Source organism: Asticcacaulis excentricus CB 48, from assembly GCF_000175215.2.
GTDB classification, from domain to species: domain Bacteria; phylum Pseudomonadota; class Alphaproteobacteria; order Caulobacterales; family Caulobacteraceae; genus Asticcacaulis; species Asticcacaulis excentricus.
Window position 1 is genome coordinate 1,210,409 of the sequence record NC_014817.1, and the last position, 15,650, is coordinate 1,226,058.

Sequence of the window (15,650 nt, forward strand, 5' to 3'; positions counted from 1 at the left end):
TTAATCTATTGTCTAGTAACGATATTCCAGAGTAAGCGTCACGGTACGCGGCGCGCCGTAGAAGGCCGACACCGAGTTGCCGAACAGCGGCGAGACGCTGCTGGGGAAGTTATAGCCGCCCGTGCGGTAGCGCTCATCGCCGAGGTTGCGGCCATAGAGGCCGACCTTGTACTTGGCACCCGGCGCGGTCCAGGTGACGCCCATATCATAGAGCCAGTAGGCCTTCTGATCGAGGGCGGCATTGGCCGCTTCGAACATCTGCATGTCGGAGCGGTAGCTGGCCTGCGGCGACACCACTAGCGAGCCACCAAAGGCGTCCGTCTTATAGGTCAGGCCGAAATTGTTGGTCCATTCCGGCGTCATCTGGAACTTATAGACCCCGGCCAGATTGACATAAGACGCGGTCAGCACGTTGTAGCTGATGAATTCGTCGAAATCTGCGCCCGTATAGCCGAGAGCGAAGTTGCCGGTCAGCTTGTCCGAGAAGCGCAGCGTGCCTTCGAATTCCGCGCCGCGGATCGACGCCTTACCGGCGTTTTCGACCTGAGACGCCACTGTCGCGCCCACCGGGGTCTGACGCGTGATCTGCATGTCGTCATACTTTGAATCGAAGACGGCGAAGGTAAAGTTCATCAGGCCGTCAAAGGTGGTGCCTTTCAGGCCGATTTCCTTGCTGAGAACGGTTTCCGGGTTGTAGCCATTGACGGTCGAGGGCGTCAGGATGACGTCGCCGCGCATGTCGAACCCGCCCGATTTGAAGCCTTCGGAGATGGCCGCATAGCCGGTCAGGGCCGGGCTAAAGGCGTAGGACAGCGAGACGCGCGGCGTGAACTTGTCGAACGATTTGTCGTTGGAGTAGTTCGAGCGCAGCAGGGTCACGGCTCCTGTGCCGCCGAAGACAGGCGAGGGGGCCCCGGCATAGTTGGCGCGATAGACGGTGCCGCGCTTGTTGTCCTTGGTGTAGCGGCCCCCGAACGACAACGACCACTTGTCCGTCAGCTTGTAGTTAAAGTCGGCAAAGGCGGCGATGGAGTTGGTGCGCACCTTGCCCTGGGTCAGGGTGGTGGCCAGATTGCCGAGGATGGTGGTGTCAAACGCACCCGATGCTGTGCTGTTGAGATAGAAGAGGCCGGCCACCCACGACCAGCGCTCACCGCCATAGGTGAACTGAAGCTCCTGCGTGGCCTGCGTGTCTTCGTACTTGGCCGGCACGTCCATAAAGCCGCCCGGCGTGTTGTCGAAGTCGATCTTGGTCGCTGTTTCGCCCGAACGCACGGCCGAGATCGACTTGAAGGTCAGTGTGTCCGAGACCTTATATTCCGCCGTCAGCGACACGCCGTCGGTTTCGACCTTATTCTTGTCACCCAGACCCGCATAGGTATCATAGGGATCGGCCGGGGGCGTGTTCCAAACAGTCTGAGTGCCGGTGTACAGCGGGCCACCGACCGAGTTCAGGGCCGGGGTTTCGCGGTGGCCGTGACGGGCATTGGAATCGTCCTGCGTGCGGTCATAGGCCAGACGCAGAGACAGCTTGTCCGTCGGGTTGTATTCGGCGCTCAGGCGGACGGCGGTGACGTCCTTGTTGTAGTGCTCAGCGCCGGTGAACAGGTTCTTGCCGAAGCCGTCGCGGTTATATTTGGCAATCGCCGCACCGACGGCGAACTGATCCGTCAGGGGGATCGAGCCGGTCAGAACGAGGTCGCGCTGATTATAGCTGCCCAGCGAACCGCGCGCCATGAAGGTAGGCGAGGTCATGTCCAGCGGTTTGGTGACGTATTTGATGGCGCCGCCGATGGTGTTGCGGCCATAGAGGGTGCCTTGCGGGCCGCGCAGCACTTCGACGCGCTGCACGTCATAGATGTCGAGCACGGCACCTTGCGGACGCGCCACATAGACGTCATCGACATAGAGGCCGACGCCGGGTTCAAAGCCCCACAGCGGGTCCTGCTGACCGACGCCGCGGATAAAGGCAATCAGGGTCGAGTTGGAGCCGCGCGCCACCTGAAGCGTCATGTTGGGGGCCTGCTGCTGGAGCGCGGTGATGTCCTGCGCGCCGGTCTGGTCCAGCTTGGCCGACGAGAAGGTGGAGACGGCGATCGGCACGTCTTTCAGGGTTTCGGCGCGGCGGCGGGCGGTGACGACGACGTCGGTCACCTCATCGGCCGAGGCGGCGGGTGGGGCGGTTTGGGCAAAGGCCTGCGGCGCGGCGAGGGCCAGAAGCGTGCCGAGGCTGGCCACAGAGGCCATCAGCAAGGGTTTGAAGGTCTGTTTCATGGGGTTTCCCTGTAAAATTATAGTTGAAACGCGTACTTGAGACGGCAGTGGCCGACGCCCGGATCAGGGGCGCAGGGCCTGTTCCCGCAAAAAGGCATGGATGGCCGACAGGGCCACGGGTTCGTCCAGCAGAGGCGCGTGGCCCCGGTCGGGCACGGTGACGGTGCGCGTCTGCGGGTGGGTGTCGCCCATGCGCTGCAAGGTCTCTGCCGACAAAAGATCAGACAAGGCCCCGCGCAGAGCCAGGATGGGGATGTCTTTCAGCCCCGCCCACAGGTCCCACAGTTCGGGCGGGGCGACGGCCTGACTGCCCGGTGCCATGCCCGCCGCGATGGCCGGATCATAGGCCGGGACGGGGCGGCCTTCGACCTCGACATGGGTGCGGCGCGCAAAGGCCAGCCAGTCATCCGGACCGAAACCGGGGAAGGCGTCGGCATTGATCAGGCGGGTGTTTTCCGCCGCATCGGCCCAGTTGGTGACGGGCTTCCCTTTGCCGACATAACCGCGAATGCGCTCCAGCCCTTCGGGCGACAGCTTCGGACCAATATCGTTGAGGACGATACCGCGCACGCGCTGCGGCGCGGTGGCGGCCAGCAGCAACGAGATCAGCCCGCCCATAGACGTACCGATAAAGGTGGCGCGTTCGATCCCTAAATGCGCCATCAGGGTCAGCATGTCCTGCACATAGACGCCCAGCGCATAGTGTGCGGGTTCACTGTCGTAGTCTGAGCGCCCGCGCCCCCGTTGATCCGGAATGATAAAGCGATGATCGGCGGGCAGGCTAGCCATCAGCGGTTCGAAATCGGCGCTGTTGCGCGTCAGGCCGTGCAGGCAGATGACCACGCGCTCAGTCTTCGGATTATAGTCGCGGGCATGGAGGCTCAGGCGTCCACTGCCCAGCGAATCCGCGCCGCTGCGATAGGTCACGTCGTCGTAGGTTAACCCTGCCGACATGGCATTGTGTCCTGTGTTGTTTTTCCCGTGTAGGTCCGGTCTCTTGGTGTGGACCGGTCGTCTGAGAATTTTTCAACGGCCGTTGAATGTCAAGCCGCTAAATTCAATTTCCGTTGAAATTAACCCTGATGTGGCCAAATCGGCGCACTTGATTTGGCTTGTCTTTCGCCGGGTGAGGGATGCGGAGCGGGGCTTTCGCAGACGAACGCAGGGCAAACGTTTTCCTTTTCGCCATCTGTGTGCCTGTGTTAGACGGAGCCATTGTCGAATCTCATCCTGTGGATACATGCCGCCCGACTCTGCCCCTGAACCGACCGTCAAAAGCCCCAAAGGCCGCCGCAAGGTGTCGGATGCGCCGTCGCGCCGCGATCTGGTGCTGGATGCGGCCGAGGCCCTGTTTTCACAGCACGGTTTTGACGGGGTGACAGTGCGTCAGGTGGCGCAGGCGGCGGGCGTCGATGTCGCCCTGCCCAACTATTATTTCGAGTCCAAACAAGGTCTCTATGACGCGGTGTTCGGGCGGCGGGCTTTGGTGCTCAATGACCGGCGTGAGGCGGCCCTGCGCCTGGTGATGGAGAGCGCAGAGGCCCCCACCCTGGAGTCCATTCTGCGCGCCTTTATCGTGCCGGTGCAGACCATGCACGCCGCCGCCGATCCGGGCTTTCGCAACTATTGCCGGCTGGTGGCGCAGGTCAATTCGTCGGGCGTGCTGGCCCCGATGATGACCACGCATTTCGACCGCCTGATCCTCAAATTTATCGACGCCCTGCGCCGCGTCCTGCCGCACGTCGCGGACCGTGAGCTGTACTGGGGCTATCACTGCCTGTCGGGAGCCCTGACCCTGACCATGGCCTCGACCGGGCGCATCGACCACCTGTCGAACGGCCTGTGCCGCTCGGACGACGCCGAAGACGCCTATGAGCACCTGATCAGCTTCAATCTGGGGGCATTTCAGGCCATGGAAGACCGCGCAAAGGCGGCCGTCACGCCGTAAGTTCCACGGCTGTTGAATTTCTCGTTGCGCCCGGCAGGGGATGCGGTCATGCTCCCTATAAAACAACACCGGGAGACGCCACATGAAACGCCTGCTGCCTGTTCTGACCGTCGGAGCCTGCCTTATGACCACGCCGCTGGCGGCTGAACCCATCGTGCCGACGCCTGTGGAAGCGCAGGCCGTGGCCTTCATGCAGCAGGATGAGGCGTGGTTTATCGCCCACCTCAAAGGGCCGCGCGAAGTGTCTGAGGGACACGCGCTGGACCCGCGACTGCAATATGTGCTGGAAAATGTGACGCGACCGGCGGCGACACCGGCGGTCAAGGCGCAGATGCGCGCCGTCTATGCCAGCGAGGCCGGTCGCAAGGCCACACGCGCCGCGCTCGACCGTTACTGGGCGACGCGCACCGCGCCGGTCGAAGGGGTGCTGGCCAGCGACCGCACCCTCCCCACGCGCAGCGGCGACATGCCTGTGCGTATCTTCGTCCCGGCGGCCTTGCAGGGCGTCAAATCCGCCCCGGTTCTGGTCTATTATCACGGTGGCGGTTTCATGTTCGGCAGCCTGAACGCCTTTGACCCCAGCCTGCGGGCGCTGGCGCGCGACCTGAAGATGATCGTGGTCGCCCCCGGCTACCGTCTGGCCCCCGAACACCCGTACCCGGCGGCGCATCAGGACGCCGAAGACGCCTGGAAATGGGTGGCGGCGCACGCGGCCGAGTTCGGCGGTGATGTCAAACGCCTCAGTCTTGGCGGCGACAGCGCCGGGGGCACACTGGCCCTGTCGGTGGCGCTGAAACAGAAAAAGGCGACAGTCCGTCCGACGGGGCTTCTGCTCTACTATCCGGGGGTGGATCGCATGAACAGCTACCCGTCGATGACGGAGCTGGGCAGCGGTTACGGCCTCGATGCCGATAGTCTGGACTATCTGGCGGCGCAGGTCTATCCGGCGGGCAGCACGCCCCCCGCCGAAGACGCTTCGCCGATGCAAGCCGATCTGAAAGGCCTGCCCGCCACGGTGGTCGTCACTGCCGGTTTCGATCCGCTGAAAGACTCGCAGCGCGCCTTTGCCGATAAGCTGAGCGGGGCGGGGGTGGCGGTCAAACGCTTGCACTACCCCAGCCTGATCCACGCCTTCCTGCAAACCACAGCCTACGTGCCCGACGCGCAAAAGGCGCAGACGGAGTCGGCGACGCTGTTTGGGCAAACCCGGAAATAGCTCTGACGTCAGAGTTTATTCCCGCGGGATAGGATCGTGGATTTGATGGCGCTGACGATTGCAAAGTCGTGTTCGCGGTATAAGTGTAACCGGACTGGTTTTTCTTCGAATCGGACAGGACATGCCTAGCTATATTTCAAAGCGCGTCGCGGACCCTGCCCGGCAGGCGGCGATGGAAGTGATCGCCAATCAGTTCGGGCGCACCCACGCGCGACACCCGCTCATGGAAATCCTGCGTCAGATTGTACCTTTCGACAGCTTCGCCATGTCCGGTCTTGCCTTTTTCGGGCTGGGGGTCGGTCGCGGCGTTATGCTGGCTTCGGATATGCCGGAAGAGTTTATCCGTTTGTTCCTCACTGAAAAGCTCTATCATCAGGACCCGATGTCCTACCTGATGACGGCGGAGCGGCATTGGGGCAGCTGGCATGATCTGGGGCCGGATGTTCTGACCGGCCCCGGCGTCGAGCGCATCCGGCAACTGGAGCGGCGGTTCGACATCACGGCGCGCAGTGCCGTTGGTTTCTTCAATGGCGAACAGCGCTTTGGTGGCGTGACCTTCTGCCGGAGCACGCCGTTTAGTGATCACGAAAAATTCATCCTCGAAATGACGACGCGCGTGGTGCATGCCGAACTGTCGGATCAGCTTCTCAGGGCCATGAATCAGCATTTGGGCCTGTCCGATGGCGAACTGGCCTGCCTCAAACACTTTGCCGACGGCCTTGAAGTGCCCGCCATTCATCAGGTGACTGGCTATACCACCGATACCATCTATACCTATGCCAAGTCGGCGGCGAAGAAGATGGGCGTGCGCGGTCGCACCCATGCGGTGGCCGAAGCCTTACGCCGTAAGGTGATCGCCTGAGCGGTACCCATATAGCGAGACGTAAAGACCCCACTAACTATAATGGCGTTATCGTGGCATTAAGGTTTGTGCCCCAAAATTAGACTCAGTGATGCATCAGAGGCCGGAAAGAGCTTTGAAGCGGCGGTAAATTGAGGCTGAGCGGATGCCATGTCCGCACAAGGATAGGGTGGATTAAAGTGTTTTTCGGTTCAAACACCAGCTTGGATAAAGCTGTAATTGACGCGTTGGATACGTCGCAGGCGATCATCCAGTTCACACCGGACGGCAAGATTATTTCGGCCAATGCCAATTTTCTGGCGGCCGTGGGCTATAGCGAGAGAGAGATCATCGGTCAGCATCACCGTCTCTTCTGTCTGCCCGACTATGTGCGGTCGGAGGCCTATCGCCATTTCTGGAGCGATCTGGCTGCCGGACGCTTTCAGGCGGGCGAATTTAAGCGCATCGGCAATAATGGCAAGATCGTCTGGCTTCAGGCCAGTTATAACCCCGTCAAGGACAGAAGCGGCAAGGTCGTGCGCGTCCTGAAAATCGCCGCTGACATCAGCGAGGCCAAGGCGAGATCCCTCGATCACGCAGGCAAGGTCGAAGCCATTTCCCGCGCGCAGGCGGTCATCGAATTCACGCCGCAGGGCGAGATTGTGACCGCCAATGACAATTTTCTCAAGACCCTGGGCTATAGCCTGAACGAGATCGTCGGTCAGCACCACCGCCTCTTCTGCGAACCGCAATACGCACAATCGCCGGAATACCGTCAGTTCTGGGAGCGGCTGGCCCACGGTGAGTTTCAGGCAGCCGAGTACCGCCGTCTCGGCAAGGGCGGCAAGGAGGTCTATATTCAAGCCTCGTATAATCCCGTCTTTGACGACACCGGCGCGGTTATCAAGGTGGTCAAGTTCGCCACAGACACCACCGAAGCCGTCAAGCGACGTCTGCGCAATGAACAACTGAGTCGCGAAGTGGATCGTCAGCTGAACGGCGTGGTCAAACAGATGGTCGAAGCGACGCAGATGGCGGCGGTTGCCTCCACGGCCTCGACGGAAACCGGTTCGGTGGTCAATGCGGTGGCGGCGGCGTCGGAAGAACTGAGCGCCAGCGTTAAGGAAATTGCCGGCAATATGGGTCAGGCGCGCGAGAGCGTCGAAGGTATCTTCCGCCATGCCGAAGACGCCGGACACTCGGCCAGCGCGCTCAACCAGTCCGCCGCCTCGATGAACAATGTGGTCGAGATGATCCGTGAAATCGCCAGCCAGATCAATCTGCTTGCGCTCAATGCCACCATCGAGTCGGCGCGCGCGGGCGAAGCGGGCCGGGGCTTTGCCGTCGTGGCGTCTGAGGTCAAATCGCTGGCCAATCAGGCGGCGCGCTCCACGGAGACCATCTCGAAAGAAATCGCCAGTATGCAAACGGTGACGACCGAGGTGGTCGGCGCGCTGGGCATTATTACCTCCAGCATGACGGCGGTGATGGACAATGTCGCCGGTGTCGCCTCGGCCATCGAGCAGCAAAACGCCGTCAGCGCCGAAATATCAGGCAATATGCAGGCCGCGGTGACCGCCGTGCACGAGATCGATCAAAAGCTCAGCCACCTGAGCACCACCTTTAACGACGTGACGCAAGCCTCTGAAGAGGTGAAGGAAAATGTCGAAGCCCTGGTGGCGTAGGTTTTAGTAAGCGTACAGTCAGCGTAAAGAGGCCGCCCGGCGACGGGCGGTTTCGTGCGTTCAGCGTCCGGGGAACTTCAATCGAAACGCATTGGCCACCACGACCAGCGACGAGGCCGACATGGCAATCGCGGCGATCAGCGGCGTCACCCAGCCGCCCACGGCCAGCGGGACCGCTATCAGATTATAACCAAACGACAGGACGAAATTCTGCGTGACGATGCGCCCGGTGCGTTCGGCCACACGCAGCGCCTCGGCCACGGGCCACAGGCTGTCGCCGCGAAACACAAGGTCGGCGGCGTTCTGCGTGATGTCCATGCCCGACGCGGGGGAGATGGAGACGCTTGCCGCCGACAGGGCCGCCGCGTCGTTCAGCCCATCGCCGACCATCAGCACCTTGCGCCCCTCGGCTTGCAGGCGCTGCACGGTAGCTAGCTTTTCCAGCGGCGACAGATCGGCGTGACAGGTGTCGATGCCCAGCTCCGCCGTCACCTGTTCCGCCGCGACGCGCCGGTCGCCGGACAGGAGCCATATGTCGAGCCCGTGCGCCTTCAGGGAGTCGATGGTGCGCCGCGCATCGAGCCGCAACGTGTCTTCGAACACCAGACGTACCGGGGCATTTGTACCCCGCCGGAACCACAGTTCGGGGGCGCTGTCGCCGGTGGACTCTATACCCAGCCAAGCCGCCTTGCCCAGCCATACCGGCTCACCCTCCACCTCACCGCGCAGGCCGCAGCCGGGCACGTCTTCGACCGAGGCGGGCGCGACAGGGAGGTCGGGCCGCGCCTGCACGAGCGCGCGCGACAGGGGGTGACGGCTTTGCGCCGCCAGCGCCACAGCCAGCCGCGTCTCGTATTCGTTCAGCGCCGACGGGTTCATCCACATCGGTTGGCCGCGCGTCAGGGTGCCGGTCTTGTCAAAGATGACCGTATCGGCGGCGGCCAGACGCTCCAGCCCGCGCGCGGATTTCAGCAGGATGCCGCGCCGGAACAATCGACCGGACGCCAGAACCTGCGCCACCGGCACGGCCAGCCCCAGCGCGCAGGGGCAGGTGACGATCAGCACGGCCATGGCCTTCAGCAGCGCGTCCTGCCAGCCGCCATGCCCCCACAGGGCCCAACCGGCAAAGGTCAGGGCGGCGACGATATGCACGACTGGCGCATAGATGGCCGCCACGCGGTCGGCGATGTGCACAAAACGCGCCTGTCCCTGTTCCGCCGTCTCCATCAGGGCCACGGTGCGCGACAGAAGGCTGTTCTCGGAGGGCGCTGTGATGACGGCTTCCACAGGGGCGGCGACATTGATCGTGCCCGCATAGACCGTCTCACCGGGGCCGACGGCGCGCGGCAGGGTCTCACCCGTCAGCAGGCTGGTATCGACATCGGTTGCGCCACGCGTCAGGGTGGCGTCGGCGGCGATTTTTTCACCGGCGGCCACTATAAGCGTCATGCCGGGGCGTAGGTCACTGATCTTGCACGCACGTACCTGGCCGCCTTCGCGCACCGTGGCCGTGCCGTCCAGCATGGCCAGCAGCCCCTCGGCGGCCTCACGCGCCTTGCCGCGCGCCTTGAGGTCGAGATAGCGCCCGATCAGCAGGAAGAACAGCAGCATCACCGAGGCGTCGAAATAGACGTGCGGCCCGTGGCGGATCGTCTCGAACAGGCTCATCCCTGCCGTTAGCAACACGGCGACGCTGATTGGTACGTCCATATGGCTGCGGCCGTGCCTGAGGGCCGCCATGGCACTGCGGAAGAAGGGGCGACCGGCATAAAGCGTGGTTGGCAGGGCGACCAGCGCCATCGCCCAGTGCATCAGGTCGCGCGTCGCCCCGTTGAGCGAGGCGTCATCGCTGAACCACAAGGCGTCAGCAAACAGCATGACAAAGGTGGTGGCAAACCCGGCCACGGCGAGACAACGCAGCAGCAGGCTCTCTTCGGCCTTCGCCCCTTCGCTGGCTTTCGAAATGTCGAAGGGAGCGACGGAAAAGCCCAGCGCCTCGACGGCAGCGGCCAGATCATTGGCGCGCGGGGTAAAATCGTCCTTGCCCCACACTAGTTTCAGCCTCTGGGTGGCGTAGGTCATGCGCGCACTGACGCCGTCATAGGCATTGAGCGTGCTTTCGACCTTCCACGCGCAGGCGGCACAGCGCATCCCCTCGACGCGCAGATAGAGCGCCTGATGGCCGTCGTCCTCTTCGGTGACGTAGCAGCCGTAATCGGTCAGGGTGTCGGTCATGGCTCGTCATCGTCGTGCAGGATGCGCTCGGCCTGCATCTCCGGATCGTCGAACTGCTGGCTGCGCAGGGCCCACATGAAGGCCGCCCCCGCAATCAGGGCCAGCACACCCGCCGCCGCCACCAGAAGGATCAGAATGTCCACGATCAGTTTTCCACGAACGCGCGCGTCTGCATCTGCTGGTCCGCCACCTGCACGGTGATGTGGGCCGTCCAGACGCTGGGGGAGGGCAGGGCGGCGGTGGTCGCATAAACGCCCTGGCCTTCGGGCGTGAGCACCAGATGGCGGTCCAGCGCCTTTTGCGCCGGGTGGATCAGCCACACCTCGACCTGCCCGCGGTCCAGCGGCGCGCCCTTGGCGTCGAGCGCCCGCACCCTCAGCCGCCCGCCCGTGTGGCTGAGCGTGACCTGCCAGCCGAGCGCCTTCTGGGCAGCGGCGGCTTCCAGAGTCTGGTTATAGGCCAGCCCCTTTTCATAGGCCTGCGGTGTGACCTCGCTGGGCTGATGGCGAAAGGCGATGACCGTGAAACAGATCAGGGGGATCATGAAGCTGAGGAAAAAGGCCGCGATCACCCACGGCACGAAGCGGCCGCGCCGGCGGTCGATCTCGGCCTGAGAGAGGGGTTTGGCCTCAGCGAATGAAGTAGCTGTCATGGCGGGCGCTTTCGGGAGTGTTGCCAAGGTTTTGGGCAGAGTTGCGGGTGTCAGATAAAAGGAAGCGGATGTTGCTGCGGCCGTGCGTTGTGGCCTCCGGCGTATCGACGCGCACGCGGAAACTGGCGACGCTGTTGGCCGGGACGTGCAGCGTCTCGACCGTCTCGTCTCCGGCGGCCAGCACCTCCATTCGCGCCTGAGACAGGCCCTGTGTGGTGAGGCGATAGGCGCGATCGTCGTGCGACTTGTTCAGGATCTTGATCTGATAGTTGTTGCGCACGCTGCCGTCGGACAGGCGCACAAACTGCGGGGCACGGGCGTGGTTGACCGTTAGTTCGCTCAGCGGGCGCAGCACAATGGCGGTCAGCATCAGGCTGCCCACGACCGACAGGATCAGGGCATAGGCCACGGTGCGCGGCCGCACCCAGCGCATCTTTTGCCGCGGCACGACGGTCTTGCCGCTTTTACGGTGAGCGATATCGAGCGTGCGATAGCCTTCGCGGCGCTGACGCTGGTTCGACTCGGTGTCATAACGGATCAGACCGCGCGGCAGGTCGATCTTGTCCATCACGCTGTTGCACGCGTCGATGCAAAGGCCGCACGAGATGCACTGCATCTGAAGCCCATCACGAATGTCGATGCCCATGGGGCAGACGATGACGCAGGAATCACAGTCGATACAGTGGCCCTTGCCGTCCCAGCTTTCCCCCTTCTTGTGCTTGCCGCGCGGTTCGCCACGTTCGGCCTCGTAAGTGATGATAAGGGTGTCCTTGTCGAACATGGCCGACTGAAAGCGCGCATAAGGGCACATATAGGTGCAGACGTTTTCGCGCGCGAAGCCGGCCATGAAATAGGTCGAAAGCGTCAGGGCGATGATCCAGCCCAGCACCGACCACGACACATCCAGATGCCACAGGTCGCTGAAGAGGGTGGGCGCGTCATTGAAATAGAAGACCCACGCCCCGCCGGTGACGGCCCCGATCAGCAGCCAGATCAGGTGGGTCAGCGCTTTTTTCCATAGCTTTTCGAGCGTCCACGCGCATTCGTCCAGCTTGCGCCGCGCATTGCGGTCGCCTTGCACGAAGCGTTCGACCCATACGAACAGGTCGGTCCACACGGTCTGCGGGCAGGCATAGCCGCACCACGCCCGGCCCAGCAGGGCCGTGGCGAAGAACAGGCCGATGGCGGCGAGTATCAGCACGCCGACCAGCAGATAGACCTCCTGTGGCCAGATTTCGATGCCGAAGAAATAACCGCGCTGCCCCACCAGATCGACCAGTATGGCCTGATCCGGCACGTGCGGGCCGCGGTCCCAGCGCAGCCACGGGGCCGCGTAGTAGAGGCCGAGCAGGACGATCATGCTCAGCCATTTCAGGGACCGGAAGGTGCCTTTGACGCGGCGCGGGTAGATTTTCCGGGCGGTTTCAAACAGGGACATGGTGTTTACTCAAAAAATCCACCTCCCGGTGGGGGCGCACCGGGAGGGGGGACGGGTCACTCACCGCCGCCCAGACTGTGGACGTAGATGGCGACCTGACGGCGGGAATCGTCGGACATGCGCGACTGCCAGGACGGCATGACGCCGGCGCGGCCCTTGGTGATGGTCTGGACAAGGGTGGCCTTGTCGCCGCCATAGAGCCAGATGGCGTCATTGAGGCGCGGGGCGCCCATCTGACGGTTGCCGATACCGCCTTCGCCGTGACAGCTGACGCAGTTCTGCTGAAACACCGCCTGACCGCGCGTGAAGGCGGCCGAGGCCACCGGCTGACGCAGATAGCTCACATAGGTGGCCACGTCGTCGATCTGGGCCGGGGTCAGCATCCCTTCGCGGCCCATGACGGCGCCAAAGGCGGGCATGGCCACGGCGTGCGTGTTCGGGTGGGTCGAATGCGAGCCGACATTGATGGTGTTGTATATGTCTTCGGCGGTGCCGCCGAACAGCCAGTCGTCGTCGTTGAGGTTGGGATAGCCGCGACGGCCTTCGCCCCCCGCCCCGTGACAGGCGGCGCAGTTTTCCTTGAACACCACTTCACCACCGGCGCGGGCAAATTCAAACAGGACGGGGTCCTGCTTGATTTCGGCAAAGCTCGCCTTGTGGAACTTACCGAGCCAGCCGCTTTGACGCTGCGTGATCTCGGCCTGCTCGTGCTTCAGCTTGTCGTACTGGGTCCAGCCGGCAATGCCCTTGGTGTGACCGCTAAGCGTCGGCCAGGACGGATAGACCACCCAGTAGCCGATGGCCCAGACGATGGTCAGCATCCACACGATCAGCCACCAGCGCGGGGCGGGGTTGTTCAGTTCCTTCAGGCCGTCCCATTCGTGGCCCGTCGTCTCGACCCCGGTGTGGGAGTCGATGTCTTTGTGGGGGTCGGGCGCATCAGACATGGTCGGTGTCCTCGTCTTGGAGGGGGATAAGGCGATGCGCCTGAAGCGCGTCTTTGTTCTTCGGCCAGTAGGCCCACAGGGCGATGCCGAGGAAGGTGAGCGTGAAGGCGAGCGTGATGAGCCCGCCCATAAGCGACAGGTTCATCATTTGGCGGCTCCGGTCTTCGGTTTCAGGGCGTAGTCCGGGTCGTAGGTCGAGAAATCGACATCCGTACCCAGCTTTTGCAGATAGGCGATCAGGGCATCCATCTCGGTGATCTCGTCGGGATTGCCGTCGAAATCGCGCACCGCCACCTTGTCGCCATAGCGTTCCTGAAGGCCGCTGGGGTCGATAATGGTGTTGGGATTGGCCTGCGCCTCATAGTCGTTCTGCGCCTCGTCGATCATGGCCTGCGTATAGGGCACGCCCAGCGACTGAAGCACCTTCAGGCGCTTTTTGATGCGCCAGTCGCCATAGGGCTTTTCAGCCAGAAAGGCGTAGCTGGGCATGATCGATTCTGGCACCACGGCGCGCGGGTTTTTCAGGTGCGCGACGTGCCATTCGTCGGAATACTTGCCACCCACGCGGGCCAGATCGGGCCCGGTGCGCTTGGAGCCCCAGACGAAGGGGTGGTCGTACATGCTTTCGGCTGCCAGCGAGTAGTGGCCATAGCGCTGCTGCTCATCGCGCAGGGGGCGGATCTGCTGCGAATGGCAGGTGTTGCAGCCTTCGCGGATGTAGATTTCCTGCCCCATCAGCTCTAGCGGCGTATAGGGACGCACGCCCTTGACCGGCTCGATCGTGGTTTGCATGCGAAACAGTGGCAGGATCTCGATGATGCCGCCGATCGACACCGCAATGACGGTGAAGATCAGCAGGAGCATGGAGTTGCGTTCGAGTTTTTTATGTTTTTCCAGCATCAGACGTGCTCCGGCAGGGCGGCGGGGGTCAGCGAGGGGGTGTCCGTTTCCGAGGCGACGCTGTCGGGGCTGGCGATGGTCTTCCAGATGTTGAAGACCATGATCAGCGCCCCCAGCAGGAACAGAAGGCCCCCGATGGCGCGGATGATGTAGTAGGGGTGCATGGCCGCGACGGTTTCGACGAACGAATAGGTCAGGAAGCCCATCTCGTTATAGGCGCGCCACATCAGGCCCTGCATGATGCCGGCCACCCACATCGAGGTGATGTAGACGACGATGCCAACGGTCGCGACCCACAGGTGCAGCGAGATCAGCTTCGTCGAATACATGCCGGGCTTCTTCCACAGGTGCGGCACCAGATAGTAGATGGCGCCGAATGAGATGAAGGCGACCCAGCCCAGCGCGCCCGCATGGACGTGCCCGATGGTCCAGTCCGTATAGTGCGACAGCGAGTTGACGGCCTTGATCGACATCAGCGGTCCCTCAAAGGTGGACATGCCGTAGAAGCTCAGCGCGATGATCATGAATTGCAGGATCGGGTCGTCGCGCAGTTTGTGCCACGCCCCCGACAGGGTCATCATGCCGTTGATCATGCCGCCCCAGGACGGCATCCACAGGATGATGGAGAAGGTCATGCCCAGAGTCTGCGCCCAGTCGGGCAGGGCGGTGTAGAGCAGGTGGTGCGGACCGGCCCAGATATAGATGAAGATCAGCGCCCAGAAGTGGATGATCGACAGGCGATAGGAATAGACCGGACGGTTGGCCTGCTTCGGGATGTAGTAATACATGATGCCAAGGAAGCCGGCGGTCAGGAAGAAGCCCACCGCATTGTGGCCGTACCACCACTGGATCAGGGCCGACTGCACGCCCGCCCAGGCCGAATAGCTGTGGACGCTGCCGATCTGGATGGGCACCGACACGTTGTTGACGAGGTGCAGGATGGCCACGGTGACGATAAAGGCCAGATAGAACCAGTTGGCGACGTAGATGTGCTTTTCCTGACGCTTCCACAGGGTGCCGAGGAAGTTGATCAGATAGGCCACCCAGACGATGGTCAGCCACAGGTCGGCATACCATTCCGGCTCCGCATATTCCTTGCCCTGCGTGACGCCGAAGACGTAGCCGAGACCCGCCATCAGGATGAAGGCCTGATAGCCCCAGAAGGTGAACCAGCTCAGACCATCCGAGAAGAGGCGCGCGCGGCAGGTGCGCTGCACGACGTGGTAGGAGGTGGCAAACAACACATTGCCGCCAAAGGCAAAAATCACCGCCGAGGTGTGCAGCGGGCGCAACCGCCCGAAGGTCAGATAGGGCGGGATGTTGAAGTCGGGAAAGGCCATCTGCACGGCGATCAGGAGGCCGACGGCAAAGCCCGCTATGCCCCAGAACATGGCGGCGATGGTGAAGTATTTGAGGATCGTCTCGTCATAGACCGGCCGGGAGGCGGCGGCAGCGGGGGCGACCTTTGGCGGTGGGGCTATAGCGGTTTGTGACATGAAGTGTTTCCTTACTGT

14 protein-coding genes are annotated in these 15,650 nt (G+C 62.7%); 4 read left to right on the plus strand and 10 right to left on the minus strand.

The window, feature by feature from the left end; genetic code table 11:
* Positions 1–12 precede the first annotated feature (12 nt).
* The gene (locus tag ASTEX_RS17050; RefSeq protein ID WP_013480875.1) at positions 13–2,274 is read right to left on the minus strand and encodes a TonB-dependent receptor; all 2,262 of its coding nucleotides are present in this window, start codon (positions 2,272–2,274) and stop codon (positions 13–15) included.
* A 63-nt stretch (positions 2,275–2,337) separates the two neighbouring features.
* Positions 2,338–3,228, minus strand: a complete 891-nt coding sequence (locus ASTEX_RS17055; RefSeq protein WP_013480876.1) for an alpha/beta fold hydrolase — start codon at positions 3,226–3,228, stop codon at positions 2,338–2,340.
* 286 nt (positions 3,229–3,514) lie between these two features.
* Here ASTEX_RS17055 and ASTEX_RS17060 point away from each other — a divergent pair, with 286 nt between their 5' ends.
* From ASTEX_RS17060 to ASTEX_RS17075, 4 genes are all read left to right on the plus strand, one after another.
* Positions 3,515–4,222 carry a TetR/AcrR family transcriptional regulator gene (locus ASTEX_RS17060; protein ID WP_013480877.1) on the plus strand — a complete coding sequence of 236 codons (708 nt, stop codon included), beginning with the start codon at positions 3,515–3,517 and terminating at the stop codon, positions 4,220–4,222.
* 82 nt (positions 4,223–4,304) lie between these two features.
* Positions 4,305–5,438 (plus strand): alpha/beta hydrolase, encoded by a 1,134-nt coding sequence (locus tag ASTEX_RS17065; RefSeq protein WP_013480878.1) that lies wholly within the window; start codon positions 4,305–4,307, stop codon positions 5,436–5,438.
* A 121-nt stretch (positions 5,439–5,559) separates the two neighbouring features.
* Positions 5,560–6,300: a helix-turn-helix transcriptional regulator gene (locus tag ASTEX_RS17070; RefSeq protein ID WP_013480879.1), complete on the plus strand. Its 741-nt coding sequence runs from the start codon at positions 5,560–5,562 to the stop codon at positions 6,298–6,300.
* Positions 6,301–6,503: 203 nt separating this feature from the next.
* Positions 6,504–7,964: a methyl-accepting chemotaxis protein gene (locus ASTEX_RS17075; protein WP_245532561.1), complete on the plus strand. Its 1,461-nt coding sequence runs from the start codon at positions 6,504–6,506 to the stop codon at positions 7,962–7,964.
* Between the two features lie 60 nt (positions 7,965–8,024).
* Here ASTEX_RS17075 and ASTEX_RS17080 read toward each other — a convergent pair whose 3' ends face one another.
* The 8 genes from ASTEX_RS17080 to ccoN are packed head-to-tail and all read right to left on the minus strand — an operon-like array spanning position 8,025 to position 15,632.
* Positions 8,025–10,199: a heavy metal translocating P-type ATPase gene (locus ASTEX_RS17080; RefSeq protein ID WP_013480881.1), complete on the minus strand. Its 2,175-nt coding sequence runs from the start codon at positions 10,197–10,199 to the stop codon at positions 8,025–8,027.
* On the minus strand, positions 10,196–10,342 hold the full coding sequence (gene ccoS, locus ASTEX_RS19705; protein ID WP_013480882.1) for a cbb3-type cytochrome oxidase assembly protein CcoS: 147 nt from the start codon (positions 10,340–10,342) through the stop codon (positions 10,196–10,198). Before ccoS ends, ASTEX_RS17080 begins: the two co-directional genes overlap by 4 nt.
* Before the next feature lie 2 nt (positions 10,343–10,344).
* The gene (locus tag ASTEX_RS19525) at positions 10,345–10,851 is read right to left on the minus strand and encodes a FixH family protein (protein ID WP_013480883.1); all 507 of its coding nucleotides are present in this window, start codon (positions 10,849–10,851) and stop codon (positions 10,345–10,347) included.
* Positions 10,829–12,289 (minus strand): cytochrome c oxidase accessory protein CcoG, encoded by a 1,461-nt coding sequence (gene ccoG, locus ASTEX_RS17090; protein ID WP_013480884.1) that lies wholly within the window; start codon positions 12,287–12,289, stop codon positions 10,829–10,831. Before ccoG ends, ASTEX_RS19525 begins: the two co-directional genes overlap by 23 nt.
* A gap of 56 nt (positions 12,290–12,345) precedes the next feature.
* Positions 12,346–13,236, minus strand: coding sequence for a cytochrome-c oxidase, cbb3-type subunit III (gene ccoP, locus ASTEX_RS17095; RefSeq protein WP_013480885.1), 891 nt, complete (start codon positions 13,234–13,236; stop codon positions 12,346–12,348).
* Positions 13,229–13,384: a cbb3-type cytochrome oxidase subunit 3 gene (locus tag ASTEX_RS20005; protein ID WP_013480886.1), complete on the minus strand. Its 156-nt coding sequence runs from the start codon at positions 13,382–13,384 to the stop codon at positions 13,229–13,231. The genes ccoP and ASTEX_RS20005 overlap by 8 nt, the downstream gene beginning before the upstream one ends.
* A complete protein-coding gene (gene ccoO / locus ASTEX_RS17100) occupies positions 13,381–14,136 on the minus strand; it encodes a cytochrome-c oxidase, cbb3-type subunit II (RefSeq protein ID WP_013480887.1) in 756 nt (251 codons plus the stop codon). The genes ASTEX_RS20005 and ccoO overlap by 4 nt, the downstream gene beginning before the upstream one ends.
* The gene (gene ccoN / locus ASTEX_RS17105; RefSeq protein ID WP_013480888.1) at positions 14,136–15,632 is read right to left on the minus strand and encodes a cytochrome-c oxidase, cbb3-type subunit I; all 1,497 of its coding nucleotides are present in this window, start codon (positions 15,630–15,632) and stop codon (positions 14,136–14,138) included. The genes ccoO and ccoN overlap by 1 nt, the downstream gene beginning before the upstream one ends.
* Between the last annotated feature and the right edge of the window lie 18 nt (positions 15,633–15,650).

Excerpts from the sequence above, each read along its gene's own strand:
- ASTEX_RS17050 (WP_013480875.1), bottom strand. The coding sequence starts at position 2,274 with ATGAAACAGACCTTCAAACCCTTGCTGATGGCCTCTGTGGCCAGCCTC.
- ASTEX_RS17055 (WP_013480876.1), bottom strand. The coding sequence starts at position 3,228 with ATGTCGGCAGGGTTAACCTACGACGACGTGACCTATCGCAGCGGCGCG.
- ASTEX_RS17060 (WP_013480877.1), top strand. The coding sequence starts at position 3,515 with ATGCCGCCCGACTCTGCCCCTGAACCGACCGTCAAAAGCCCCAAAGGC.
- ASTEX_RS17065 (WP_013480878.1), top strand. The coding sequence starts at position 4,305 with ATGAAACGCCTGCTGCCTGTTCTGACCGTCGGAGCCTGCCTTATGACC.
- ASTEX_RS17070 (WP_013480879.1), top strand. The coding sequence starts at position 5,560 with ATGCCTAGCTATATTTCAAAGCGCGTCGCGGACCCTGCCCGGCAGGCG.
- ASTEX_RS17080 (WP_013480881.1), bottom strand. The coding sequence starts at position 10,199 with ATGACCGACACCCTGACCGATTACGGCTGCTACGTCACCGAAGAGGAC.
- ASTEX_RS19525 (WP_013480883.1), bottom strand. The coding sequence starts at position 10,851 with ATGACAGCTACTTCATTCGCTGAGGCCAAACCCCTCTCTCAGGCCGAG.
- ccoG (WP_013480884.1), bottom strand. The coding sequence starts at position 12,289 with ATGTCCCTGTTTGAAACCGCCCGGAAAATCTACCCGCGCCGCGTCAAA.
- ccoP (WP_013480885.1), bottom strand. The coding sequence starts at position 13,236 with ATGTCTGATGCGCCCGACCCCCACAAAGACATCGACTCCCACACCGGG.
- ASTEX_RS20005 (WP_013480886.1), bottom strand. The coding sequence starts at position 13,384 with ATGATGAACCTGTCGCTTATGGGCGGGCTCATCACGCTCGCCTTCACG.
- ccoO (WP_013480887.1), bottom strand. The coding sequence starts at position 14,136 with ATGCTGGAAAAACATAAAAAACTCGAACGCAACTCCATGCTCCTGCTG.
- ccoN (WP_013480888.1), bottom strand. The coding sequence starts at position 15,632 with ATGTCACAAACCGCTATAGCCCCACCGCCAAAGGTCGCCCCCGCTGCC.